General features: G+C 37.7%; 23 protein-coding genes and 1 riboswitch. Of the genes, 4 read left to right on the forward strand and 19 right to left on the reverse strand.

Annotation, left to right across the window (positions count from 1 at the left end; all coding sequences use genetic code 11):
• Positions 1–156: 156 nt before the first annotated feature.
• The 3 genes from FAY30_RS16110 to FAY30_RS16120 form a co-directional block, all read right to left on the reverse strand.
• Complete coding sequence (locus tag FAY30_RS16110) at positions 157–741, reverse strand: genetic competence negative regulator (protein WP_149870822.1); 585 nt, start codon at positions 739–741, stop codon at positions 157–159.
• Between the two features lie 80 nt (positions 742–821).
• The gene (locus FAY30_RS16115) at positions 822–1,604 is read right to left on the reverse strand and encodes a metallophosphoesterase (RefSeq protein WP_149870823.1); all 783 of its coding nucleotides are present in this window, start codon (positions 1,602–1,604) and stop codon (positions 822–824) included.
• A 110-nt stretch (positions 1,605–1,714) separates the two neighbouring features.
• The gene (locus FAY30_RS16120) at positions 1,715–2,350 is read right to left on the reverse strand and encodes a CBS domain-containing protein (protein WP_149870824.1); all 636 of its coding nucleotides are present in this window, start codon (positions 2,348–2,350) and stop codon (positions 1,715–1,717) included.
• A gap of 145 nt (positions 2,351–2,495) precedes the next feature.
• Here FAY30_RS16120 and FAY30_RS16125 point away from each other — a divergent pair, with 145 nt between their 5' ends.
• The 3 genes from FAY30_RS16125 (at position 2,496) to cotJC (ending at position 3,630) form a co-directional block, all read left to right on the forward strand.
• Positions 2,496–2,726 carry a spore coat associated protein CotJA gene (locus FAY30_RS16125; RefSeq protein WP_149870825.1) on the forward strand — a complete coding sequence of 77 codons (231 nt, stop codon included), beginning with the start codon at positions 2,496–2,498 and terminating at the stop codon, positions 2,724–2,726.
• A complete protein-coding gene (locus tag FAY30_RS16130; RefSeq protein WP_149870826.1) occupies positions 2,723–2,983 on the forward strand; it encodes a spore coat protein CotJB in 261 nt (86 codons plus the stop codon). The genes FAY30_RS16125 and FAY30_RS16130 overlap by 4 nt, the downstream gene beginning before the upstream one ends.
• Before the next feature lie 77 nt (positions 2,984–3,060).
• Positions 3,061–3,630 (forward strand): spore coat protein CotJC, encoded by a 570-nt coding sequence (gene cotJC, locus FAY30_RS16135; RefSeq protein WP_149870827.1) that lies wholly within the window; start codon positions 3,061–3,063, stop codon positions 3,628–3,630.
• A gap of 30 nt (positions 3,631–3,660) precedes the next feature.
• Here cotJC and FAY30_RS16140 read toward each other — a convergent pair whose 3' ends face one another.
• From FAY30_RS16140 to FAY30_RS16160, 5 genes are all read right to left on the reverse strand, one after another.
• A complete protein-coding gene (locus FAY30_RS16140) occupies positions 3,661–4,116 on the reverse strand; it encodes a DUF2663 family protein (RefSeq protein ID WP_149870828.1) in 456 nt (151 codons plus the stop codon).
• Between the two features lie 93 nt (positions 4,117–4,209).
• Positions 4,210–4,938 (reverse strand): LysM peptidoglycan-binding domain-containing protein, encoded by a 729-nt coding sequence (locus FAY30_RS16145; RefSeq protein ID WP_149870829.1) that lies wholly within the window; start codon positions 4,936–4,938, stop codon positions 4,210–4,212.
• Positions 4,931–5,539, reverse strand: a complete 609-nt coding sequence (locus FAY30_RS16150) for a CPBP family intramembrane glutamic endopeptidase (RefSeq protein WP_149870830.1) — start codon at positions 5,537–5,539, stop codon at positions 4,931–4,933. The genes FAY30_RS16145 and FAY30_RS16150 overlap by 8 nt, the downstream gene beginning before the upstream one ends.
• On the reverse strand, positions 5,536–7,044 hold the full coding sequence (locus FAY30_RS16155) for a RecQ family ATP-dependent DNA helicase (RefSeq protein ID WP_149870831.1): 1,509 nt from the start codon (positions 7,042–7,044) through the stop codon (positions 5,536–5,538). The genes FAY30_RS16150 and FAY30_RS16155 overlap by 4 nt, the downstream gene beginning before the upstream one ends.
• Positions 7,044–8,081 (reverse strand): YpbB family protein, encoded by a 1,038-nt coding sequence (locus FAY30_RS16160; protein WP_149870832.1) that lies wholly within the window; start codon positions 8,079–8,081, stop codon positions 7,044–7,046. Before FAY30_RS16160 ends, FAY30_RS16155 begins: the two co-directional genes overlap by 1 nt.
• Positions 8,082–8,341: 260 nt before the next feature.
• On the opposite strand from FAY30_RS16160, the gene FAY30_RS16165 reads away from it, so the two are divergent.
• The gene (locus tag FAY30_RS16165) at positions 8,342–8,590 is read left to right on the forward strand and encodes a ferredoxin (protein ID WP_098574836.1); all 249 of its coding nucleotides are present in this window, start codon (positions 8,342–8,344) and stop codon (positions 8,588–8,590) included.
• Positions 8,591–8,700: 110 nt separating this feature from the next.
• Here the strand turns inward: FAY30_RS16165 and FAY30_RS16170 are convergent, their stop codons facing one another.
• The 11 genes from FAY30_RS16170 to FAY30_RS16220 form a co-directional block, all read right to left on the reverse strand.
• The gene (locus tag FAY30_RS16170) at positions 8,701–9,288 is read right to left on the reverse strand and encodes an ECF transporter S component (protein WP_149870833.1); all 588 of its coding nucleotides are present in this window, start codon (positions 9,286–9,288) and stop codon (positions 8,701–8,703) included.
• A 162-nt stretch (positions 9,289–9,450) separates the two neighbouring features.
• Positions 9,451–9,586, reverse strand: a riboswitch (FMN riboswitch).
• Positions 9,587–9,721: 135 nt separating this feature from the next.
• Positions 9,722–10,468 (reverse strand): peptidoglycan DD-metalloendopeptidase family protein, encoded by a 747-nt coding sequence (locus tag FAY30_RS16175; RefSeq protein WP_149870834.1) that lies wholly within the window; start codon positions 10,466–10,468, stop codon positions 9,722–9,724.
• Positions 10,469–10,645: 177 nt separating this feature from the next.
• On the reverse strand, positions 10,646–11,839 hold the full coding sequence (locus FAY30_RS16180; protein WP_149870835.1) for a hypothetical protein: 1,194 nt from the start codon (positions 11,837–11,839) through the stop codon (positions 10,646–10,648).
• Positions 11,814–12,365 carry an RNA polymerase sigma factor SigX gene (gene sigX / locus FAY30_RS16185; RefSeq protein ID WP_149870836.1) on the reverse strand — a complete coding sequence of 184 codons (552 nt, stop codon included), beginning with the start codon at positions 12,363–12,365 and terminating at the stop codon, positions 11,814–11,816. The genes FAY30_RS16180 and sigX overlap by 26 nt, the downstream gene beginning before the upstream one ends.
• Before the next feature lie 200 nt (positions 12,366–12,565).
• Positions 12,566–14,344, reverse strand: coding sequence for an ATP-binding protein (locus FAY30_RS16190; RefSeq protein ID WP_149870837.1), 1,779 nt, complete (start codon positions 14,342–14,344; stop codon positions 12,566–12,568).
• Positions 14,341–15,057 (reverse strand): response regulator transcription factor, encoded by a 717-nt coding sequence (locus FAY30_RS16195; protein ID WP_149870838.1) that lies wholly within the window; start codon positions 15,055–15,057, stop codon positions 14,341–14,343. The genes FAY30_RS16190 and FAY30_RS16195 overlap by 4 nt, the downstream gene beginning before the upstream one ends.
• A gap of 197 nt (positions 15,058–15,254) precedes the next feature.
• Entirely contained in the window at positions 15,255–16,436 is a 1,182-nt protein-coding gene (gene ccsB, locus FAY30_RS16200) for a c-type cytochrome biogenesis protein CcsB (RefSeq protein ID WP_149870839.1), read from the reverse strand.
• The gene (locus tag FAY30_RS16205) at positions 16,437–18,062 is read right to left on the reverse strand and encodes a cytochrome c biogenesis protein ResB (RefSeq protein WP_149870840.1); all 1,626 of its coding nucleotides are present in this window, start codon (positions 18,060–18,062) and stop codon (positions 16,437–16,439) included.
• Positions 18,063–18,085: 23 nt separating this feature from the next.
• Entirely contained in the window at positions 18,086–18,610 is a 525-nt protein-coding gene (resA, locus tag FAY30_RS16210; RefSeq protein ID WP_149870841.1) for a thiol-disulfide oxidoreductase ResA, read from the reverse strand.
• 98 nt (positions 18,611–18,708) lie between these two features.
• Positions 18,709–19,446 (reverse strand): 23S rRNA pseudouridine(2605) synthase RluB, encoded by a 738-nt coding sequence (gene rluB, locus FAY30_RS16215; RefSeq protein WP_149870842.1) that lies wholly within the window; start codon positions 19,444–19,446, stop codon positions 18,709–18,711.
• A 195-nt stretch (positions 19,447–19,641) separates the two neighbouring features.
• Positions 19,642–20,178 (reverse strand): spore maturation protein, encoded by a 537-nt coding sequence (locus FAY30_RS16220; RefSeq protein ID WP_149872747.1) that lies wholly within the window; start codon positions 20,176–20,178, stop codon positions 19,642–19,644.
• Position 20,179 lies beyond the last annotated feature (1 nt).

Raw genomic sequence — 20,179 nt, forward strand, 5'->3', positions numbered from 1 at the left:
CACGTTTAATTGATTTATGCAAGAAGAAAACCGCACATTTATTTATTTTTAAGCACTACTATGTAAACGCTGAGATTCATTTTTTATAGGGCCTTTTTATGCCTATCTGCATATAAATCTGTCTAAAATATTTAAAGGGGCAATTGCCCCTTTACATCAGTTATAAAAAAAATGCAAAATCGTTTCCACTGTTTTCTGCTCAATGATTAGTTTCCCATATTCAGCAAGCACAAAAGGGCTAAGAATAGAGGGATTACCAAATTCAGATAATATGCAGGCTGCCTTTTCTTTTTTAGCCGCATCTGACAGGTCCATTAAAAGATAATAGCGATTTTGAAATGAATATAGACTTCCACCTAGTATGTCAATGTAAGACAACCTTTTTGAAAGGCTGATGATATCTTCAAATTCTACAAACTCGTATAAGAGTTCCTCACAGCCTTCAACCCTAACCTGCATTTCGATGTACCCGTCATACAATAAGTCTTCATCATCTTTTACTTCATCAACCGTAATGATCAAAATCATCCCCTGTGCCTGAAGGGAGAATATTTCAACAGCCACAGAGCCCTGGATATCAACATCAAATTCCTCGCTCGCCTCTTCCAGCATATCATGAAAGAGCTGATTCCACTTGCTTGAATCTTTCCAAATATCTTCTTTGGAAAGCCCTCTTTCAAACAAATCATCAGATGTTAAAAAGATTTTAATTTTATTGGCCGTTAAGCGTTCTAAGCGCATGCTTTTGCCCCCTGCCGTGACATAACTCTTATTTTCAGTTTATGCCTTAGGGTTTCATTGGTGAATTGTCTACCTTACCGTTACTCATTTGTTCCCCGCTTTATCGTAATAAGATGAGTCTCCGCCGGAGCCCCCAGCCTTAATGGAAGAGCGGTAGTTCCATAACCATTACTAATGAGAAGAATAGTGCTGTTTAATTTTTTTATTCCTCCTCTTTTATATGGACTGTACCCGAATAGATGAATCTGTCCCCCATGAGTATGTCCACTTAACACTAAGCGAATTTCGTGCTCAGGGAAAATCTTTTCCGTGATTGCTGGAAAGTGGCTGGCCAAAATTTTGAAACTATTTCTCTCCGCATCGAAAAGGGCTAGATCAAGCCGATCTCGTTCCTGACTCAGGTCATCTACCCCAAGTAAACACAATTTCTCTCCGATTTCTGACTCAAAGGTCACTGAAGTATTAGCTAATACCTTTACACCTAAATCGAGCAGAATGGCATCCAATTTACGAAAATCAACTTCATAATCATTGTTTCCCCAAACAAAGTAAACAGGGCCAATTTGCTTTAATTTTAATAAATTTGATTTTACTTTTTCAAAAGGAACACCTTTTTCGGTTAGATCCCCCCCTATGATGACAAGGTCAGCCTTACCTTTAATTTCTTGAATAATTCTATCTGAAACGGTTCGCCGATGAATATCTGAAATAAAAAAAATCGTCACCTTGCCGAAAGATGCAGGAAAATCCGAAAAGTGTAATTCATGCTCTGCTACATTATTTAAAAATGCTTCACGAACCATATATAAAAGCAGGAGAAGTCCTCCCCCTACTATCAACACTCCAACAAAAAATATATTCATATCACTCTTTTCCCCTTTTCCTTGCTAAATAGTTGTATAGAAATCATACCACAAAAAAATTCCTCCCATACTAATGTATGAGAAGGAATTTCAATCTTTCCCTATTCCATTTATTCGTCTTCCTGAATACTTAATATACGGAATCCATGTTCCTCTAGTTTTTTAGTAAATCGATTTATATTGTCTTTCTTTTCAATCTTCATCACTATTCTTCGGACTAGTTTATCAGTTTCGTCGAAGGTTACAAGAGAAATGATGTGTTCATGGAATTGGTGAGCAATTTCAGAAAGGCGGGCAATCCTTCCTTCCGTTTCAACTGATGTAAAAGCAATTCTGACACCGGGACGATTTACACCAAACGCACTTTCAAACGAACTAATTACATCCGCACGAGTAACAATCCCAAGGAAATTTTCATTTGCATCAACAACAGCCAATAATGGGAAATCTTTCAAATCAATAAGTGTTCTCTCAAATAATTCTTCGCCTTGTAAAAACTTACTTTGATGTGTTGCAGCATCTTTAACCAAAGTTGAAGCTAAATATTCTTCTCTTGGTTGATTGGACAGAAAATAGGCTTCATAGATGTTATATCTTGTAGCAACTCCTACATACTTATCTCCTTGTAGGACAGGTAATCCATCAATTTGATACTTTTCTAATAATTCTAAAGCATCTTTTAGGGTTACATCAGCTTGCGCCGTATAACATTCATGCTTTGGTATCATGATATTTTTTACGAACAATTCCCATCACCTCATAGTAGTAATCCTTCTTCTTCATTATACTTCGACGGGACCTAAAAAAATCCTTTAAGATATTAAAGATTTATGTCATGTTACAGGAAATCGTTCATATGATTAGTTGATGCTGAATAAAGGGAGGGCTACTATGAATACTCATCATAAATCGTATCATCCTTATGCGAGTCCGTTTGACCCTTGTCAACCAATTACAACAAAAACCTATTCTACCCCGCCTCATTTATATATGAGGTTTCAACCACCAAACCTGCCTCAATTTACGCCCCTTGAAGCTTTAAGAGCGGGTACGCTTTGGAAAGAACTATATGACCCATACTTTAACCCTTTAGAGAAGGCGAAAGGGGGACTTTCAACATGAAACAAGTACCTGCGGAATACTATCAATTAATGGAGCAGCTTCAAGCCGTTGACTTTGTTTTAGTCGAGCTGACACTGTACCTGGATACCCACAATGATGACATTGAGGCAATCCACCAATTTAACCATTATGCAAAAGAAAGAAAACGTTTAAAAAAGGAATTTGAAAGCCAATTTGGTCCCTTATTGCAATATGGAAACAGTTACTCCGGTTACCCTTGGAATTGGGACGACACACCGTGGCCTTGGCAAGTTTAAAAGAGGAAGCGCCCGTTTAGCTGCGTATGGACTGGAGCTAGACAGTTATCGAAGTAATTGGGGAGGGAGCGAAGTAAATGTGGGTTTATGAAAAGAAATTACAATATCCTGTTCGTGTCAGTACTTGTAACCCAACACTTGCAAAATATTTAATTGAGCAATATGGCGGCGCTGACGGAGAACTTGCAGCAGCACTGCGATATTTAAATCAAAGATATACGATACCCGATAAAGTCATCGGCCTTCTTACAGATATTGGTACCGAGGAATTTGCCCATCTCGAAATGATTGCAACCATGGTGTATAAGTTAACAAAAGACGCCACCCCAGAGCAATTAAAGGCAGCTGGGCTGGGGGCACATTATGCAGATCATGATGGTGCGTTACATTATCATAATGCTGCCGGAACCCCTTGGACAGCAACGTATATTCAAGCAAAAGGTGATCCCATCGCAGACCTCTATGAGGATATAGCCGCTGAAGAAAAAGCACGCGCTACTTATCAATGGCTGATTAACATGAGTGATGATCCTGATATCAATGATAGTCTGCGATTTTTGCGTGAACGGGAGATCATTCACTCACTTAGATTCCGTGAAGCAGTAGAAATATTAAAAGAAGAACGTGATAAAAAGAAGATATTTTAAAAGAAATAAGAGGCAGCAGAGGTCTGCTTCTTATTTCTTTTCGTGGTACAGATTGATATCATACTGCTTTTTCATGATTTCAAAGACAATGTGGCGGTTCTGCCATTCCTCTTCTTTTTTCCATAAATCCTTACTTCGGTCAACTATTTCACACCTTAACTCCTGGTATTCCTTTTCTTTTTTTTCCTTTTGCTGTTTTAACAAATTCATTGCACCGAGTCCGATTAGTGTTAACGCTAATAAAGACACGGCAGCCGTATCCTTTAAAGTTACAGATAACATCGATAGGTAGGAATTAGAATAATGTTTGACAATCGTTATATAGAAATAAACAACAAAAATAAAGGCACAAAACAGTGTTGCATAAATCGTCATAAAATGCCACATTTTCGTGTCATCAAACTTTTTCTTCCTCTTCCTTACATTTTCTAACATTTGCTTCGTTGCTTTATCAGTATGTTCAAGTAATTGGATTGGAGAATCCATTAGCTATCACCCTCCATTTCTCCCTATATACTTATGACCTTGTCCAACGAATTATGTTTATAGGCATAGAAAAAAACCGATCGGTGTGATCGGCTAATTGTCTAAAGGGATTTTTAATACTTGACCAGCATAGATACCTTCATTTTGCAGCCTATTTGCTTTCTTAATAATGTCGATACCTTTCTGTGATTGATAATAGGTCATCGCAATTTTAAAAAGTGTTTCTTGTGGTTTAACCGTATGATAAACAACCTTACTTGTTTTTTCCGTTGAAGTTGCATTTGTTTCATTTTTAACAGTCACTGTTTGCTGCTGACTGTTATTTTCTGGAGCCTGCTTATTAGCAGCTGCTTCATTTGAACTAGATGCCTGAACGGTTGAGTTGGAATTATTGCTAGAATTGGATTGGCCTGCCACATCCTGAATCGTTTTACTCTTTTCTTCCTCTTCTTTCAAGTCAATGTTCTCATCAACCGTTTCTCTAGGTTCCTCAACAACGGTTTCATCAGCTTGATTCGGCTTTTCAAGATTGATGGTTTCGTACCCCACAGAACTTCCAGACGTTTTTTCAATCCCATTTATTTTTTTCCCGTTATCACGGTAGGAAATCACACTAAAAATAATGATTGGCAGAAGAATAAAACATAAGACTAATAACCGAATGACTGGATACTTTAGCTTCCATTTGGTTTTCTTCTTTTTTTGACGGTGCACTTGTTCTCTTGGGGGCAATTTGTCGCCGGCTTCGACCTTATCATTTATTTTTTGTATCCGCTTCTTTAATCTTTCCGCCTGATCTCTGTATGGTTCTTCTTTATTCACGGAGCTCCCCTCCCTGTTTTTCATTAAGGGTTGTATGTCTAAATTTAATATATAAGCCTAATAGGAAATCAATAATGAAGTGCATTATTATGGTTACTGCTAAATTTCCTGTCCATTCGTATATCATACCTATTAAAAAGCTAAGCAGGACGATATTCAAAAATAAAAACCAATTAAAAAGGTACCGATAGTGGATTATAGCAAAAATAAGACTGGCCACGATAAGACCCACTTTTGTTTGTATGATTCCTCTAAAAAGCAATTCCTCACTAAATGCGACAATTAGAGCAATGACAAGAATATGAAACACATTTCTATTTTTAAAGATTCTTTCATTTAATCCTCCATCGTCATAATAGGAAGAAGGCAGCCATTTCATTAATACAATATCCATTACGACCACAGCAACACCTGCAGGCACGCCGATTGCAACGATATCAACATCACGTAAGCGGATTTGATGAAGATACGAGAAATGATCATATAAAAGAAAACCTAAAATAAGAGAGATAGCTAAGAGAATGATCTGGGTTAAATAAAGATGATAAAGCAGTTCTTTATCCGTTAAACTTTCGATTAATTCATTATACTTCTTTTTCATTCACTCAACTCACTATTGATTAAAATTTTAGCAAGGTAATCCTCCCACTTTTCAACACGTGATTTATCAGGTGTTCCATTTTGGGTAGATTGATAATCCTGTAGCTCAAAACCACAAATGTCACAGCATGAGGAAACCTTTTTTTGCAATATCTCATCAAAATATTGAAGGACCCGTTCGCGTCTGCACGAAGTGGACTCCACCCATTTTTTCATTTGAAAAACATTATAAACCTTCGCGGTAACACGTTTTTTCACAAATTCCTTCAGGGCACTCCCTAACATTTCAGGAGAGCAGCCCTTTTCAGGGTGATTCATAATAAAGTCCTCAATAATTCTCCACTGAATATCTGAAAACCCACCCAGTTCTCTTAATTGCGGATTTAGTTCCATTTTGCCATCTCTTTGCAGCCCATCTACCTGCTTGTTTGCAAATAACCAATCAATTTGCTGGTCTGAGGGCAGTTCGCTTTCTGCAAGCTGAAGCGGGAGTTGTTCATCTCCAGGGGAGGATAATAAAATAGCAACACTGGGGTTTCCATCACGGCCGGCCCTGCCAATTTCCTGAAGATACGATTCAATTTGCATCGGCATATGGTAATGGATAACAAAACGAATATTTTCTTTGTTGATTCCCATTCCAAAGGCACTCGTTGCACAAATGACATCCAGCTGGTCATGGATAAACTGCTGCTGGATTAAAATTCTCGTATTTTGATCCAATCCCCCATGATAGGCCATTACCCGACAGATGCCTTTTTCATCAAGCAGAGCCGCCATTTGTTCTGCAATTTTTTTACTGGAAAAATAAATAATTCCCGGTTTTTTCAGACGTGAAACAAGGGTCATTAGCCGGTTTTGCTTATCATGGTAATCTGATAATTCTTCTACATAAAAAGCAATATTAGGGCGGTCTGCTGAGGATTCAATTTTCACTACTTCATTAAGGCCTAAAGAATCAATAATATCCTCACGGACCTTTTTGGTAGCTGTTGCAGTAAGTGCAAGGGTGAGCGGATTCCCTAACTTATTCCGGATGTCACCTAATTTAGAATAATCGGGGCGAAAGTCAAGACCCCATTGGGATATACAATGAGCTTCATCGACAACAAATAAAGAAATGGTTAGTTGTTGCAGCAACCTTAAAATAAAAGGAACACGCAGCATTTCAGGAGAAATGAAAATGAACTTATATTCCTTTAAATGAAGAAGAACATTATTTTTTTCTGCATGAGAAAGAAATGAATTCAACGCTATAACTCTCTTCTCCCCAAACCGCTTAAATTGCTCGACTTGATCTTGCATTAAGGAAAGAAGAGGAGAAATGATCAAAATTTGCCCCTTTAGGATATAACCCGGAAGCTGGTAACACAAGGATTTCCCGGTACCTGTTGGAAGCATAGCCAATGTATGCTGACCTGCAAGTACTGCCGAAATCACTTCTTTTTGGCCAGTTTTAAAGGATTGAAATCCAAAGTGCTTGTTTAAAAGTGTATCTAATTCCATTATCTATCACCATACTTTGCCAGCACTAATCTTATTTGAAAATAAGTCGCTGATTCCAATTGGTCCTTAATCAGTTTTAGCTGCCTGGTACCATTCTGCCGGGATATTTCTAAAATCTTTATTTGTAACGCGTTGTCAACATAGGAATCTATTGAGAAATGATCAACATTTAAGGCAAATTCTACAAGATGATCTTCAATCGTACTTAATTTCAACTGTCTGAACTCAGCAATCTTGTCAGGGGATAAGCCTTGGCTTAATAAATTCCATGTTCGTCTAGATGAAAGAGTTAATTCATCCCGCTGATGAAAATCTTGGATAAGAAGTGTTAACACACGAAAGCGCTTAGGATTTTGCTGAATCGTTTGTATCAAATAATGAAGTGTATGAATAAAACCAATATGGTAATTATGAATGTCACTATTTAACCTTTTCATCAGTTGATGTGGAGTTAGACCAATTTGCTGAAAACCAGTTAATCGAAATACCAGATTAGAGGGATCGATATCCTTCGTATCATTAAGGCATTCTCTCAACTCGGAGTATACAATCCTGCCTAACTCTTTCTTTGACACTCTGAGTTGCTTTAAGGAAGATTTCATCCAGCGATGAACATCTTTGTTTTTCTGTATGGGGAGATACCCTGACTCCCCATACACAAGATTTGACGTAACCTGAATAAATAGAGCCAGTCTTTCCCAAAACACTGAAGTAAATGAGTGATAGCTCCACCCATCTATATAGGATGGCAATGGATTCTTTTCTAAAAACAATTTGCCAGAATGCGTTAGAAGATAATGCTGCTCCCCCGAACGGTGAATCCATTGGTTTCTGAACATCGAATCGATTATTTCATCGAAGGATTCCCTTGTTAATGTTTCGTAAATCCCAAAAAATCTCTTCAAAGAAAATAAATGAGCATCCTGAAGCGTTTGTGATGACTTTTTTCCATTCAAAAGGTGATAGACAGAGTAAATTGTCCGGTCACTATTTAGCTGTTGTAAACAATAAAGAATGATGGCTTCAACTTGCAGCATTTTGCTACACCACTTTTTCTACATTATATCGACAAATTCTCCGATTTTTCTTATTTTATTTTACCATGAAATGAAGGGACTTGTTATTCTAAAATGTATAAGTTTGTGAAATTGAATTTAATGCTCCCATGTTTAATTAGTATTTTTCTATTGAAAAGTTGTTGATACAGATTTACAATAGATATGAGTAATGCGTTTCCATTTTTTCTTGGGAAACATGTTAAACTAATTATTGTTATTTAACTGGGAGGTTTTTTTTCATGGCAAAGTACACGATTGTTGACAAGGAAACTTGCATCGCATGTGGTGCATGTGGCGCAGCAGCACCAGATATTTATGATTACGATGATGAAGGCATTGCATATGTAACTCTTGACGATAACGAAGGAATCGTTGAAATTCCGGATGTTTTAATCGATGACATGATGGATGCATTTGAAGGATGCCCAACGGATTCAATTAAAGTTGCAGACGAAGCATTCGATGGTAACCCAACAAAATTCGAATAATCTTTTTACCCATGTAATATTCTTAAGCTACTAATCCCCGTCTTTTCAGACGGGGTTTTTACTTTATAAAATAAAAAGTAGCAGGGATAAAGAAATTCCCTGCTGCTTTTTTATGCACTTTTTACAGTTGTTGATAATTTTTTAATCCATGCCTGCAACCGAATAAACAACAGCATAAAGATAACAGACATCATGATACCTTTTAGAATATTAAAAGGCAGGATTGCCGGTACCACTAAATTACGCATATCTGGAAAACCCATGAGAACTGTGTAGGCTGGTAATATGAAGAAATAATTTAAAATGCTCATTACAACGCCCATTATTACGGTCCCAGCGATTAATCCAAGGGTCATTCCCTTTTTAGTCCTGAGTTTGTTATAAACAAAATAAGTTGGCAGGATAAAGACAATTCCTGCTAGGAAATTGGCAATATGGCCTACAGGAATACCGGTTTGGCTTCCTGTCGCTATATAATTTAGAATATTCTTAAATAACTCTACTAATATTCCTGCTATCGGCCCGAAAATTAAAGCGGCAATCAATGCAGGAATGTCACTGAAATCGACAAACAAAAAATTAGGGAATAGCGGCAGCGGGAAATTTAAAAGCATTAATAGGTAGGCTATACTGCTCAACATCCCAATTGACACATACGCTTTTACCGATATTTTCTTCGTTTTCTTCATTTCTTTCATCTTCCTCTCTCCTTTTTTGATCCATCGCATAAGGAAGAGAGGTTCAGCCAAAAGACGGCCCAAGTATATAAAAATCCCTCAAGACAAATCGCTTGAGGGATTTTACAAAGGCACGCTTAATAAACGTTCGATAAATCAACATTTTTTGAACGTCTGCAGAACCTCCATCTTCTCCCATCCAGACTATACTGTCGGCTTTGGAATCGCACCAAATCCTGCCTTATAAAGGCTCGCGGGCTCATGGAGCATTGCTCCAAATACCGCCGATCGGGAATTTCACCCTGCCCCGAAGATAGATCGATATTAAATTACAACTTTATTATACTAAAGAAATTCTTATTTGTTAAGTATAAGGTTTCCTATGTTCTTTAATTGTCACTTTTCTAAAAGTAAAAAAATTCCCGCTGACAAATGCCAACGGGTTTCTAGGATATTATTGAACAATTAACGTTTGATTTGGCTTAATGAGATCAGTTGTCAGATTGTTTATTTGTTTAATTCTTTCTACAGAAGTATTTTGTTTTCGAGCAATAGCGGATAGAGTATCCCCTTGTTTAACAGTATATTTTACAGTGTTAATTTGCGATGTACCGCCATCCATATGCGGCAGGCTGTTTGCTGCTAAGACATGATTTCCAATACTTGCAATGCCTCCTTGGACGAATTCACCGACATCTGCCTTACCCAAAATCTTTTCTGGGTTCAATGCATATTTCTTATCATATCTCCATTCTAATTGATGAGTTTCAAAATGAAGATGGGTTCCGGTAGCTTGTCCAGTCCTTCCCATTTTTCCGATTACATCACCTTGTTTAACCGTTTGGCCAACTGACACTATCCGTCTGTTTAAGTGAGCATAAACCGTTACAAAATTACTGGGATGTTTAATAAAAATCACATTACCATATGTATTAGAATAGTAGGACTTGACAACCGTTCCATCATCAACAGCCAGCACTGATGCGTCCAATTTTCCAGCAATATCGATTCCTTTATGTTTTCCTTGCCTTGTTCCATATGTATCGGAAATGACACCGTCTGCCGGCCAAATCCATTGTTCATACATTCTCTTAGATTCTTGAACACCCGCTGCCTCCGAATGTTTACCTCCTAAAAATAATAAGCTTACACAGAGCGCCATAATAATGGCAATTAAAAATCTTTTAATATAATCACGCATTCTTTTTATATCCTCCTTAATATATCTTGTCCTCTCCTCCACACCATATGTGCATTGGTTCACGTTTAGACCACAATGCACAACTGAGAAGAGACCTAAGCATAGTTGTTATAATTTGGAGACCTTTGCTATTTTATTCATAAAAAAAAAATCAACCAGGTTGGTTGATTTAAAGAATCAATCTATATTCTGCAAATTTGGCGCTAATGGAACCTTCTGCTCTAATGATAAATCAAATGGACCGATATGTGGGAGCACAGAATCCTTAACTACTACTTTTTCAAGTCCAAATTCCTTTGCTGTCATTAGTAATGACTCAAAAGAAGTTGTTGTCTGCTGGTTGTCTTGCAGACTAGTATTTCCCTTTAATGATACATATAATGTTTTATCAATGACAGACACATCGTGTAATGGGAGCAGGGGCTTTAGTGAACTCTTTAATCCCAATTGCGGCTGATCTGACTTCATTGCTTCAATCGCCTGATTAATATCGTTAAATGTTTCTTTAGTGGTTGTTAAATATGGAATTTCACTACCTTCAGGATAATAAAATAAAAAAGCATGTTTTGTTTCTTGAACAACATCTAATTCGTTCATCGACCCATAATTCCCAAGTTCGATTCCCGGTACACCATTGGTAGAAAATTTAATTTTCTTAATACTGCTGCTATTAGAGGCTATGTCCTTTTTTAATATATTTAAAAAATTGGTTTCGGTGGCAGCCCCTTGTCCATACTGATGGTCGGCCGGAACATCAACCAAGACAGTGTTTGTTTTTTCATCTAGCACCATCGTCACCTTTAAGGGATAGAAGTCTGATAACCCCCATTCCGCTTCTTTTAAATTTTCCATGTTCTTGGTATATACAGTAAGCCAAGATTGCTCCTCGGTATCATTGATAATTGTGGAAACTGGTATAAGTATTTGCGCTTGCGGATCCGGAATCCAGTAGGTAAATACCTTACCGCTTTCTACATCGGCATCATAAACAGCCGTTATTATGCTTCCGCCTTTCGCTAACTCCGTCTGTGCCGTTCCCGTATATGCTTGTTCTTTTGATGAAGCATCTTCTTTCTTTAGAAGAATGTTCGAATCCTTGTCAGCAACTGCTATTTCTTTGGTTGCTGATGATTTTTCCTCTGTTGTTTGATCAAAGGAGATATTTGTCCCATCCATTAATTTTGGGGCTAAGATAAAAAATAGAAGTAGTGCAGCCACTGCAGCGATGCCCGGGAGCAGCCAAGGTTTCCTTTTACGCTTTTTTAAAGAAAGATTTTGGTAAATGTCACGAGGATCGCGATGATCTTGTATTCTTGGCATTTGCCTTAATAATTCTTCGAGCTCTCTATCGCTCCACTCTGACTTTTTCACTAGTTAATCCCTCCTTTTCAAAAAACATTTCCATATGCTTCTTTAAGACCTTTAAGGAGCGGTGCTGTGTAGTTTTAACCTTACTTTCCGTCCACCCTAAAGCTTGGGCTGTTTCCGAAATAGATAAATCATGAAGGTATCGTAAAATGATAACCGAACGCTGATCCAGTGTGCAAAATTCAAGACATTTATAAATCCATCTAATTTCTTCGTTTTGTACGGTTATTTCTTCTGGAATTGGATACTCATCTTTTACTTGATTGGTAGACCAATCAAATTTTTCGAGTATTCTATCCTTCCACCCCTTTTGTTTACGGAAAAAGTCTATAGCTACATTTCTTGCAATCGAAAACAGCCATGTTTTTTCACTGCTTTTTCCTTCAAAACGATGATAGGACTTAAATACCCGAATATACACTTCCTGGACAAGATCTTCAGCTTGTTCTTTGTTTCTAACCATATAAAATAGAAATTGAAAAACGTCATGATGATATTTTTGATATAGCTCATCGAAAACGGAGTCCATCAATTCCCCTCCCCGTTCATTAATATTAGTCGATGTATATGTATAAAAAGTTTCACCCTTTTAAATATAGACTTTTTCGAGGCAAAAAGAAAGGTATTTATTGGGAACTGTCGGTTAAATACAAAGAAGCTCATCGATGAAAGATGAGCTTTACATTGTTCCTTGTGAATCAAGAACAATCGTCAAAATACTTAGTTTTTTTACTTTTTTCGTGGGAGAAGAAAGGAAAATGTCGTTCCCTTATCCATTTTACTCTGAACGGAAATATGACCGCGGTGGGCATCAATAATATTTTTTACAATTGCCAACCCTAAGCCTGTACCAGCTCTTCCCCTTGTTCTAGCTTTATCTGCTTTATAAAAGCGTTCAAACACAAAAGGCAGATCTTCTTCTGGGATTCCAGAGCCGGAGTCTTTAACTTCCATCCTTATTCCCTTGTCTTCGGAGGCTACCAATAAAGAAACTGCTCCACCCCTTGGTGTATGCCTTATCGCATTATCAATTAAATTTGTCAGAACCTGTTCAATACGATCCGGGTCAAATACAAACGTCGAAACTCCATTTTCAATCTCCGCATGTAATTTGATTTCTTTGTCTCTTGCCAATCCCTGAAATTTATGGATAATCCGATTAATAAAAGGTGAAAGATTTACATCTTCCATCGATAGATGAATATGTCCCGCTTCCATACGGGCAAGATCAAGCAGTTCATTTACAAGGCGGCCCATACGCAATGATTCATCATAAATGACCTTTGCCATTTCTTTTTTCTCTTCTTGTGATTCCGCAATGTCATCTACGATTGCTTCACTGTATCCTTGTAACATGGAAATAGGCGTTCTCAGTTCATGGGAAACATTCGCTATAAAGTCTTTTCTCATTTTATCTAATTGTCTTTCCTCTGTCATGTCCCTTAATACAGCTACTGCTCCCCGAATAAATTGATTGCTGTACAATGGGCTAACCAAAATGACCCAATGACGGCCTTGAAGAGAAATTTCACCAATCTGCTCTTTTTCTGTATCTACCGCCTGCTGAAAAAGTTCCATTACTTGTGAAGGAATTGACTCGGAATCAGAACTGAATCCCCCTTTTTCATAATACCAATATTGCAGAAAGCGATCAGCCGGTGGATTGGTTATTAAAATTGTCCCATCTCGATTAAAGGTAATTACCCCATCCGCCATACTGCTCAAGATACTGGCCAGCTGTTCTTTTTCCTGACTAAGGGCATTCATATTGAACTTTAATTGTCTGCCCATCTGATTAAAAGCCGTTGCCAACTCCCCGATTTCATCATGAGTAAGGATTGGGACCTTTGTATCAAATTTCCCTCGCGCCACCTCAAATGCCGCTTCTCTCATTTTCCTTAACGGGGCTGTAATTCTTGTCGATAAAAAAAAGGCAAAGATGGTTGTAAGAATAATGGCAACACCAGCAACAAGCAAAATAAATTTGGTAGCGTTATGCGAAGTTTCTTGCATTGCTTCTAATGACTGATAAATAAATACAGCACCATTTTTTTCACCTGGAAGATGCAATGGCACACCAATAATGGAATAATTGGCATCCTGATTACCGTTATTTATCGAAAGGTCGGAAACCTTTTCAACGGTTTTATTGTTGTAAAATATTTGAGCCAAATCTGGATCATTTTTAATATCCTGAATCGACAATTTCTTTGCCTTTTCGGTATTTGGGGAATAATAGACTTCATCTTCATTTTTAACAACTACTACTTTTGTTACTTCATCGACAAATTCCCAGGATATTTCTAAACCAAGTGATAATGTATCGGGATGCTCTTCCAAAACATAGGCAATTTTTTCAGCCGTATTGGTTAAAGCCTTTTTTGTTTGATCAATGTTATAGTTTTGAAAGAATTCTAGCAGCATGACTGTTAAGATAAATAGAACAAATGAAACTAATAAAAGGATGGTAAACCAAAGTTTACCTACAACGCTTCGTAAAAAGGTCATTCATTTACAACCTCGAATTTGTAGCCGACTCCCCACACTGTTACAATCATACTCGCAGCTTGCTCTGACACCTTGTTTAATTTTTCACGGAGACGTTTTACGTGTGTATCCACTGTTCGTAAATCTCCGAAAAATTCATAATGCCAAACTTCTTTCAACAATTGTTCCCGATCGAACACTTTATCCGGTGCCTTTGCCAAGAAATAAAGCAATTCATACTCTTTAGGCGTTAAGCTTACTTCCTTGCCATTTGCACTCACCCTGTGTGCATCATTATCAATTGTTAAATGAGGGAAGACAATAACATCCTTTGTAGTTGTTTCTGTTTGCAAATAGGTTGTTTGTGATGCCCTTCTTAATAATGCTTTTACTCGTAGGACCACTTCCCGGGGGCTGAATGGTTTAACAATATAATCATCCGTCCCGACTTCAAAGCCCTGAACTCGATTTACCTCTTCTCCCTTTGCTGTTAACATAATAACAGGAGTAGCCTTTTTCTCTCTTAATTCACGGCAAACCTCAATGCCATCCTTACCCGGCATCATTAAGTCAAGTAAAATGACGTCATAATCATTAGTAAATGCTTTTGCTAAGGCTTCATTTCCATCCTCTGCTTCATCGATTATATAATCTTCGCGTTCTAAATACATTTTTAATAAACGGCGAATTCTTTCTTCATCATCAACAACTAAAATTTTCACGTCTTTTTCCATTAATAATCCCCCCATGAAGTTTATTGTACAAAATGGTATTGTATTTTTCTATATTTTCACGGTAAATACTCTTTTAAAAAGTGTCAAAAATTTGACAACGCCAATTTATTAGATAGTTTACCGTTTTATTATGTTTTAAAAAAGCCCTCACTTATAAAAAAGTGAAGGCTATATAATTTGTTTCCTATCCAAGTCATTTACCCGGCGTAAGAATGCAGACCAGCAATAACCAGATTAACGGCAACAAGGTTAAACATAATGATGACAAAGCCTATTACGGCAAGCCATGCCGATTTTTCGCCATGCCAGCCTTTTGAGAGTCGGAGATGCATAAAAGCGGCATAGAACAACCATGTGATGAGTGCCCAAACCTCTTTTGGATCCCAGCCCCAAAATCTTGACCAGGCCATTTGCGCCCAAATCATTGCAAAAATAAGTGCCCCTAGCGTAAATACAGGGAAACCGATTAACACTGAGCGATAGCTTATCTCATCAACAAAGTCGAGTTTAATATTTTTTACAAGCGGCTGAAGTGCTGCTGCAATCCTCTTCCTTAAGATTAGCCTAATAGCACCATAAAGTAAAATCCCTGCTAGTAAAGACCATACAACTGTATTTAATTTTTTGGCATTAATAATTGCAGGCATCTCAATGATTGGCTTAAATCCGTCTTTTGTCAGTAATTCTCCTTCATTAGGGCCAGTAATAGCAGGCATCTTATATTCTACAACGGCTTGATTACTATTCTTATCAATCCAATTGAATTTCTCATGATAACCCATGCCTGAAAATACGGAGGATACAACAACAAAACCAAGTACCACAACCAATGAGAACATAACCGCTTCAAGCCAAAAGGTTCGTTTGCTCGATCTTGTCTGATCAATTGCCTTTACTAGATAGATAAGACCTGCTGCAAAACTGATGGCCAGAATCGCTTCCCCGATTGCTGCAGTGGTAACATGGATATGAAGCCAATAACTTTGCAATGCCGGTATTAACGGAGAAATATCCTTAGGAAACATACTTGCATAAGCAATAACAAGGATTGCTACAGGCATGGTAAATAGTCCGAGTAAAGTTGTCCGGTAAATAAAATAAAGAACGATAAATGCACCAACTAGAGCCATTCCGAAGAATGTCGTAAACTCAAACATATTACTTACGGGAGCATGTCCTGCCGCAATCCATCTGGTGATAAAATAACCAAGCTGTGAAATAAAGCCGACGATCGTTAAAAATACGGCAATAGTCCCCCATTTGTTGGTTCCTTTCTTTTCATTTCCCTTCTTCGCTTTAATTGATCCACCATAAAATAGTGTTGCAACTAAATAAAGAATAAAAGCGATAAATAATAAATTACTGCTTAAATTTGCCAACTAGATGCCCTCCTTATCCGCATGTTCCCTTTGAAGCTGATCTTCTGGAATATCAAGCTTTGTATCATGAAGTATCGTATTAAGTTCCTGTTTTAATCCGTACCAGTTTTTATTTGTATGGGCAGCAACCCAAACTTGGCCGTTCTTCTTTTGCACCCAAATTCTCCGATGGTTCCAATAAGCACCTTGAATGACACCAATCATAAAAATGATGCCTCCTAAAATGAACGCCCATAAGGATGAGTCTTTACGAACAGTGAAACCTGAAACATTTTTCGTATCTATCCCTTTAAATGCCATTTTATACGTATTATCACCGAACGGCTCAATCGTTTGCTTAATGGCAACAAAACTCGTTTCAGGTTTTGCAGTATCAGGTGAAGTCATCTCAAAAACAAAGGCAGGATTATTGGGTGTACGCGATTTCGTAGAAGGTTCCCCATTCTTGTCAAATTCAAAGTCCGGAAAATAATTTAATATCCTGACAGAATAGCCATTCCCCAAATCATATTTAGCCTTTGGATCTTCCAGGGAAATTTGAACCTCACCAAATGTCTGATTTGTATCTTTATTTGTTAGCAAAAAAGTCATCGCCTTGAGCTCACTTCTATATGAGGATTGGAAAACGGAGTAACCATCAAAGGACAACGGATGATTCACTCGAATCTTATATTCCTTAATCTTTTCTAATTTAGGCTCCTCACCCGGAAGGTTTTCACTAACACGTTCGAATAAAACAACGTTCGATTGATAATTCTTAACAACATCACCAGCTTGCTCAAGCGCTTTTTCGAACGTTTTATCTTCATTTTTATCATAGTGCTGCAGAATAAATTGGTTGTTCTTAATGTAGAAGCGTTCACCTGTTTCCGGTACGACAGAAGTTTCACCTTCTTTTACCCATAAGTTCTCATTCACATAAAAACCAGGGATAAACCGAAGCATTCCGCCAAATAAGAAGATAATTAGGCCCACATGGTTTACATAGGGACCCCAGCGGGAAAATCGGCCTTTTTCAGCTAATAAATCACCATTTTCTTCGCGAACGTGATATCGTTTTTCCTTTAGGTTCTTTTTGATGGTGAGAAAATCTTTTTCATCGACGGTCTCATTCACACCAAATACCCTTTGACGCTTTAAAAACCCTTCATGTCTAGTGACTCTTTGTGCCTTTAATGCCTTATATAACGGAACAACCCTGTCAAGACTGCAAATAACAAGGGAAATACCGATCATGGCAATTAATAATAAATACCACCATGAGCCGAATAAATCATGAAATCCTAACTGATAATATAAGTTGCCAAACCAGCCATATTCTTGTTCATAGTACACATCCGCCGGCAAGTTTATATACATTTCCTGCGGCAGAATGGTTCCTACTATGGAGGCAAGCAATGTAATGATAATCAGCCAAACACCTACCTTTACCGACGAAAAAAAATTCCATATTTTATCAATAAAGGTTTTGCTATACGTTTGTGAGCGCCTGGCACTTCCCTCATACCGCATATCAAGAAGTTCTTTATTATTTCGATCCTGTTCATCCAGCACTTTACCACAGGCTTCGCATAACACGGTTCCATGCGGATTTACATGCCCGCATTCACATTTTACATCTTTCATTGTAAAAAACTCCCTACAATCCCTTATGGTTTTATTTTCTCCATAAACTCCTTAACCTTATATTCCGTGAGTTCGCCGGTATAATATTCTACCACCTTGCCGTCTTTATCAATTAAAAATGTTGCAGGCAGAAGATCTACACCATAAACATTCATCACTTCTTTATCCTTGTCAATCATGATCGGGAAATCCAGCTTGAGACGTTCAGCAAATTGATTAACCGCAAGTTCAGTATCCTGTATATCGACAGACACGACTTGTACACCTTGATCCGTATACTGATGATATTGATTATTGATATAAGGCATTTCTTTCTTACAAGGGGGGCACCAAGTTCCCCAGAAGTTTAAAAACACTCCTTGCCCGCGATAATCAGAAAGGCGGTGTTTATTTCCTTGCATATCGACCAAGGCAAAGTCAGGAGCCGCATCCCCCACCGCAACCTTTTGTTTGTTATCTTTTGTAAGATTAGAATAAAGAGAATAACCAACCGCAGCAGCTAAAATAAGTAAAATAATAGTCCTTATGACAAGTCGCCGTTTCTTCATAAAAAAACCTCCCGTACATAACACGACACAGTTCGTCTTAAATTATAGCATTTTCCAATACTTACATAGTGTTAAGGTAAGTAGCAATTGTGACGATTTTATGAATTTTTCTTTGGTTTATCCATAGCAAGAGCTCTCAGCTGCTTTACTTCGTGTGGAGTCAATTCTCTTGCCTCACCGGTTTTTAACCCATTTAATGTTAAGAAACCATATCGTTCACGCTTTAATTTCAGAACCTCATTTCCGATCGCTTCGAACATCCTTCTCACTTGCCTGTTTCGGCCCTCATGAATGGCAATTTCAACAATCGCTGTTTGCTTCTTTTTATCTACCGATAGCAATTTGACCTTCGCAGGGGCTGTCTTTCCATCCTCAAGACGGATTCCTTTTTCCAATTTTCTCAAGTCTTCCTTTAAAGGAATTCCTTTTGTTTTCGCGACATACACTTTGTCGATTTCATTTTTTGGGTGCATCAATAAATTAGCAAACTCGCCGTCATTTGTTATTAGCAGCAATCCTGATGTATCATAATCAAGACGGCCGACCGGGAAAATTCTTTCCTTAAACTGCGAAAAAAAATCAGTGACAACCTTCCTGCCTTTGTCATCGCTGACACTTGATATAACTCCTCTCGGCTTATATAAAAGGAAATAAACGGGTTCCTCTTTCTCAATTTGGATTTCATTTACCTCTACCTTATCTGATGGGGAGACCTTTATACCCAGTTCAGTAACAACTTTGCCATTCACTTTTACTCTGCCTTCTTTAATCAACTCTTCGGATTTTCTCCTTGAAGCAATACCCGCCCGGGCTATTACCTTTTGTAATCTTTCCATTTTTTCACCTCAAAATTTTCCGGATATATTGAAAACCTGACCTTAATAGAAATATTTCCTATTTAGTAAGGGAGCATTTCATTATTCTATCCTCATGAATTATGACACAATTTCTCCACTTTTCAAAGTAACGGCTATTATTTTATTGAAAAAATAAAAAAGTATGTTCCTAATGGAACATACCCTAGCTTTAAACTATTTAGTGCCAAAAATAAAACCAACTATGATAATAGAAACGATAATTCCTACCACATCCGCAAGGAGTCCTACTTTTAGGGCATCACCCATTTTTTTAATCCCAACTGCACCGAAATAAACGGTTAATACATAAAACGTGGTATCGGTACTTCCTTGCAAGACAGATGCAAGCCGACCAATGAAAGAATCAGGACCGTAAACGGCAATTAAATCACTGGTCATTCCCAGCGCAGCTGTTCCCGAGATTGGCCTAATAATAAGCAAGGGAACAATTTCTGCTGGTATTCCCATCGTCGTCATCAAAGGCCTAATCCAATTCATCAAGGCATCTAATGCACCGGACGCACGAAAGATTGAGATGGCAACTAGCATTCCGACCAGGAAGGGAATGATAGAAACAGCTATTTTTATTCCTTCTTTTCCCCCTTCAACAAAGCTTTCATACGTTGGCACCCGCTTAAATGTGCCATATAAAAGAATAAACCCAATTAGCAAAGGAATAAAAGTCAGTGAAATAGTTGAGATTAACCCCATA

The organism is Bacillus sp. S3, assembly GCF_005154805.1.
Lineage (GTDB): Bacteria > Bacillota > Bacilli > Bacillales > Cytobacillaceae > Neobacillus.

What these genes read in the sequence shown, in the direction of transcription:
- FAY30_RS16170 (WP_149870833.1), bottom strand. Translation starts at nt 9,288, where the DNA reads ATGAAAGAAATGAAGAAAACGAAGAAAATATCGGTAAAAGCGTATGTG.
- FAY30_RS16220 (WP_149872747.1), bottom strand. Translation starts at nt 20,178, where the DNA reads ATGGGGTTAATCTCAACTATTTCACTGACTTTTATTCCTTTGCTAATT.
- FAY30_RS16195 (WP_149870838.1), bottom strand. Translation starts at nt 15,057, where the DNA reads ATGGAAAAAGACGTGAAAATTTTAGTTGTTGATGATGAAGAAAGAATT.
- FAY30_RS16150 (WP_149870830.1), bottom strand. Translation starts at nt 5,539, where the DNA reads ATGAAAAAGAAGTATAATGAATTAATCGAAAGTTTAACGGATAAAGAA.
- resA (WP_149870841.1), bottom strand. Translation starts at nt 18,610, where the DNA reads ATGAAGAAACGGCGACTTGTCATAAGGACTATTATTTTACTTATTTTA.
- FAY30_RS16110 (WP_149870822.1), bottom strand. Translation starts at nt 741, where the DNA reads ATGCGCTTAGAACGCTTAACGGCCAATAAAATTAAAATCTTTTTAACA.
- FAY30_RS16115 (WP_149870823.1), bottom strand. Translation starts at nt 1,604, where the DNA reads ATGAATATATTTTTTGTTGGAGTGTTGATAGTAGGGGGAGGACTTCTC.
- FAY30_RS16160 (WP_149870832.1), bottom strand. Translation starts at nt 8,081, where the DNA reads ATGCTGCAAGTTGAAGCCATCATTCTTTATTGTTTACAACAGCTAAAT.
- FAY30_RS16165 (WP_098574836.1), top strand. Translation starts at nt 8,342, where the DNA reads ATGGCAAAGTACACGATTGTTGACAAGGAAACTTGCATCGCATGTGGT.
- cotJC (WP_149870827.1), top strand. Translation starts at nt 3,061, where the DNA reads ATGTGGGTTTATGAAAAGAAATTACAATATCCTGTTCGTGTCAGTACT.
- rluB (WP_149870842.1), bottom strand. Translation starts at nt 19,446, where the DNA reads ATGGAAAGATTACAAAAGGTAATAGCCCGGGCGGGTATTGCTTCAAGG.
- sigX (WP_149870836.1), bottom strand. Translation starts at nt 12,365, where the DNA reads ATGGACTCCGTTTTCGATGAGCTATATCAAAAATATCATCATGACGTT.
- FAY30_RS16155 (WP_149870831.1), bottom strand. Translation starts at nt 7,044, where the DNA reads ATGGAATTAGATACACTTTTAAACAAGCACTTTGGATTTCAATCCTTT.
- FAY30_RS16190 (WP_149870837.1), bottom strand. Translation starts at nt 14,344, where the DNA reads ATGACCTTTTTACGAAGCGTTGTAGGTAAACTTTGGTTTACCATCCTT.
- FAY30_RS16205 (WP_149870840.1), bottom strand. Translation starts at nt 18,062, where the DNA reads ATGAAAGATGTAAAATGTGAATGCGGGCATGTAAATCCGCATGGAACC.
- FAY30_RS16125 (WP_149870825.1), top strand. Translation starts at nt 2,496, where the DNA reads ATGAATACTCATCATAAATCGTATCATCCTTATGCGAGTCCGTTTGAC.
- FAY30_RS16175 (WP_149870834.1), bottom strand. Translation starts at nt 10,468, where the DNA reads ATGCGTGATTATATTAAAAGATTTTTAATTGCCATTATTATGGCGCTC.
- FAY30_RS16130 (WP_149870826.1), top strand. Translation starts at nt 2,723, where the DNA reads ATGAAACAAGTACCTGCGGAATACTATCAATTAATGGAGCAGCTTCAA.
- FAY30_RS16140 (WP_149870828.1), bottom strand. Translation starts at nt 4,116, where the DNA reads ATGGATTCTCCAATCCAATTACTTGAACATACTGATAAAGCAACGAAG.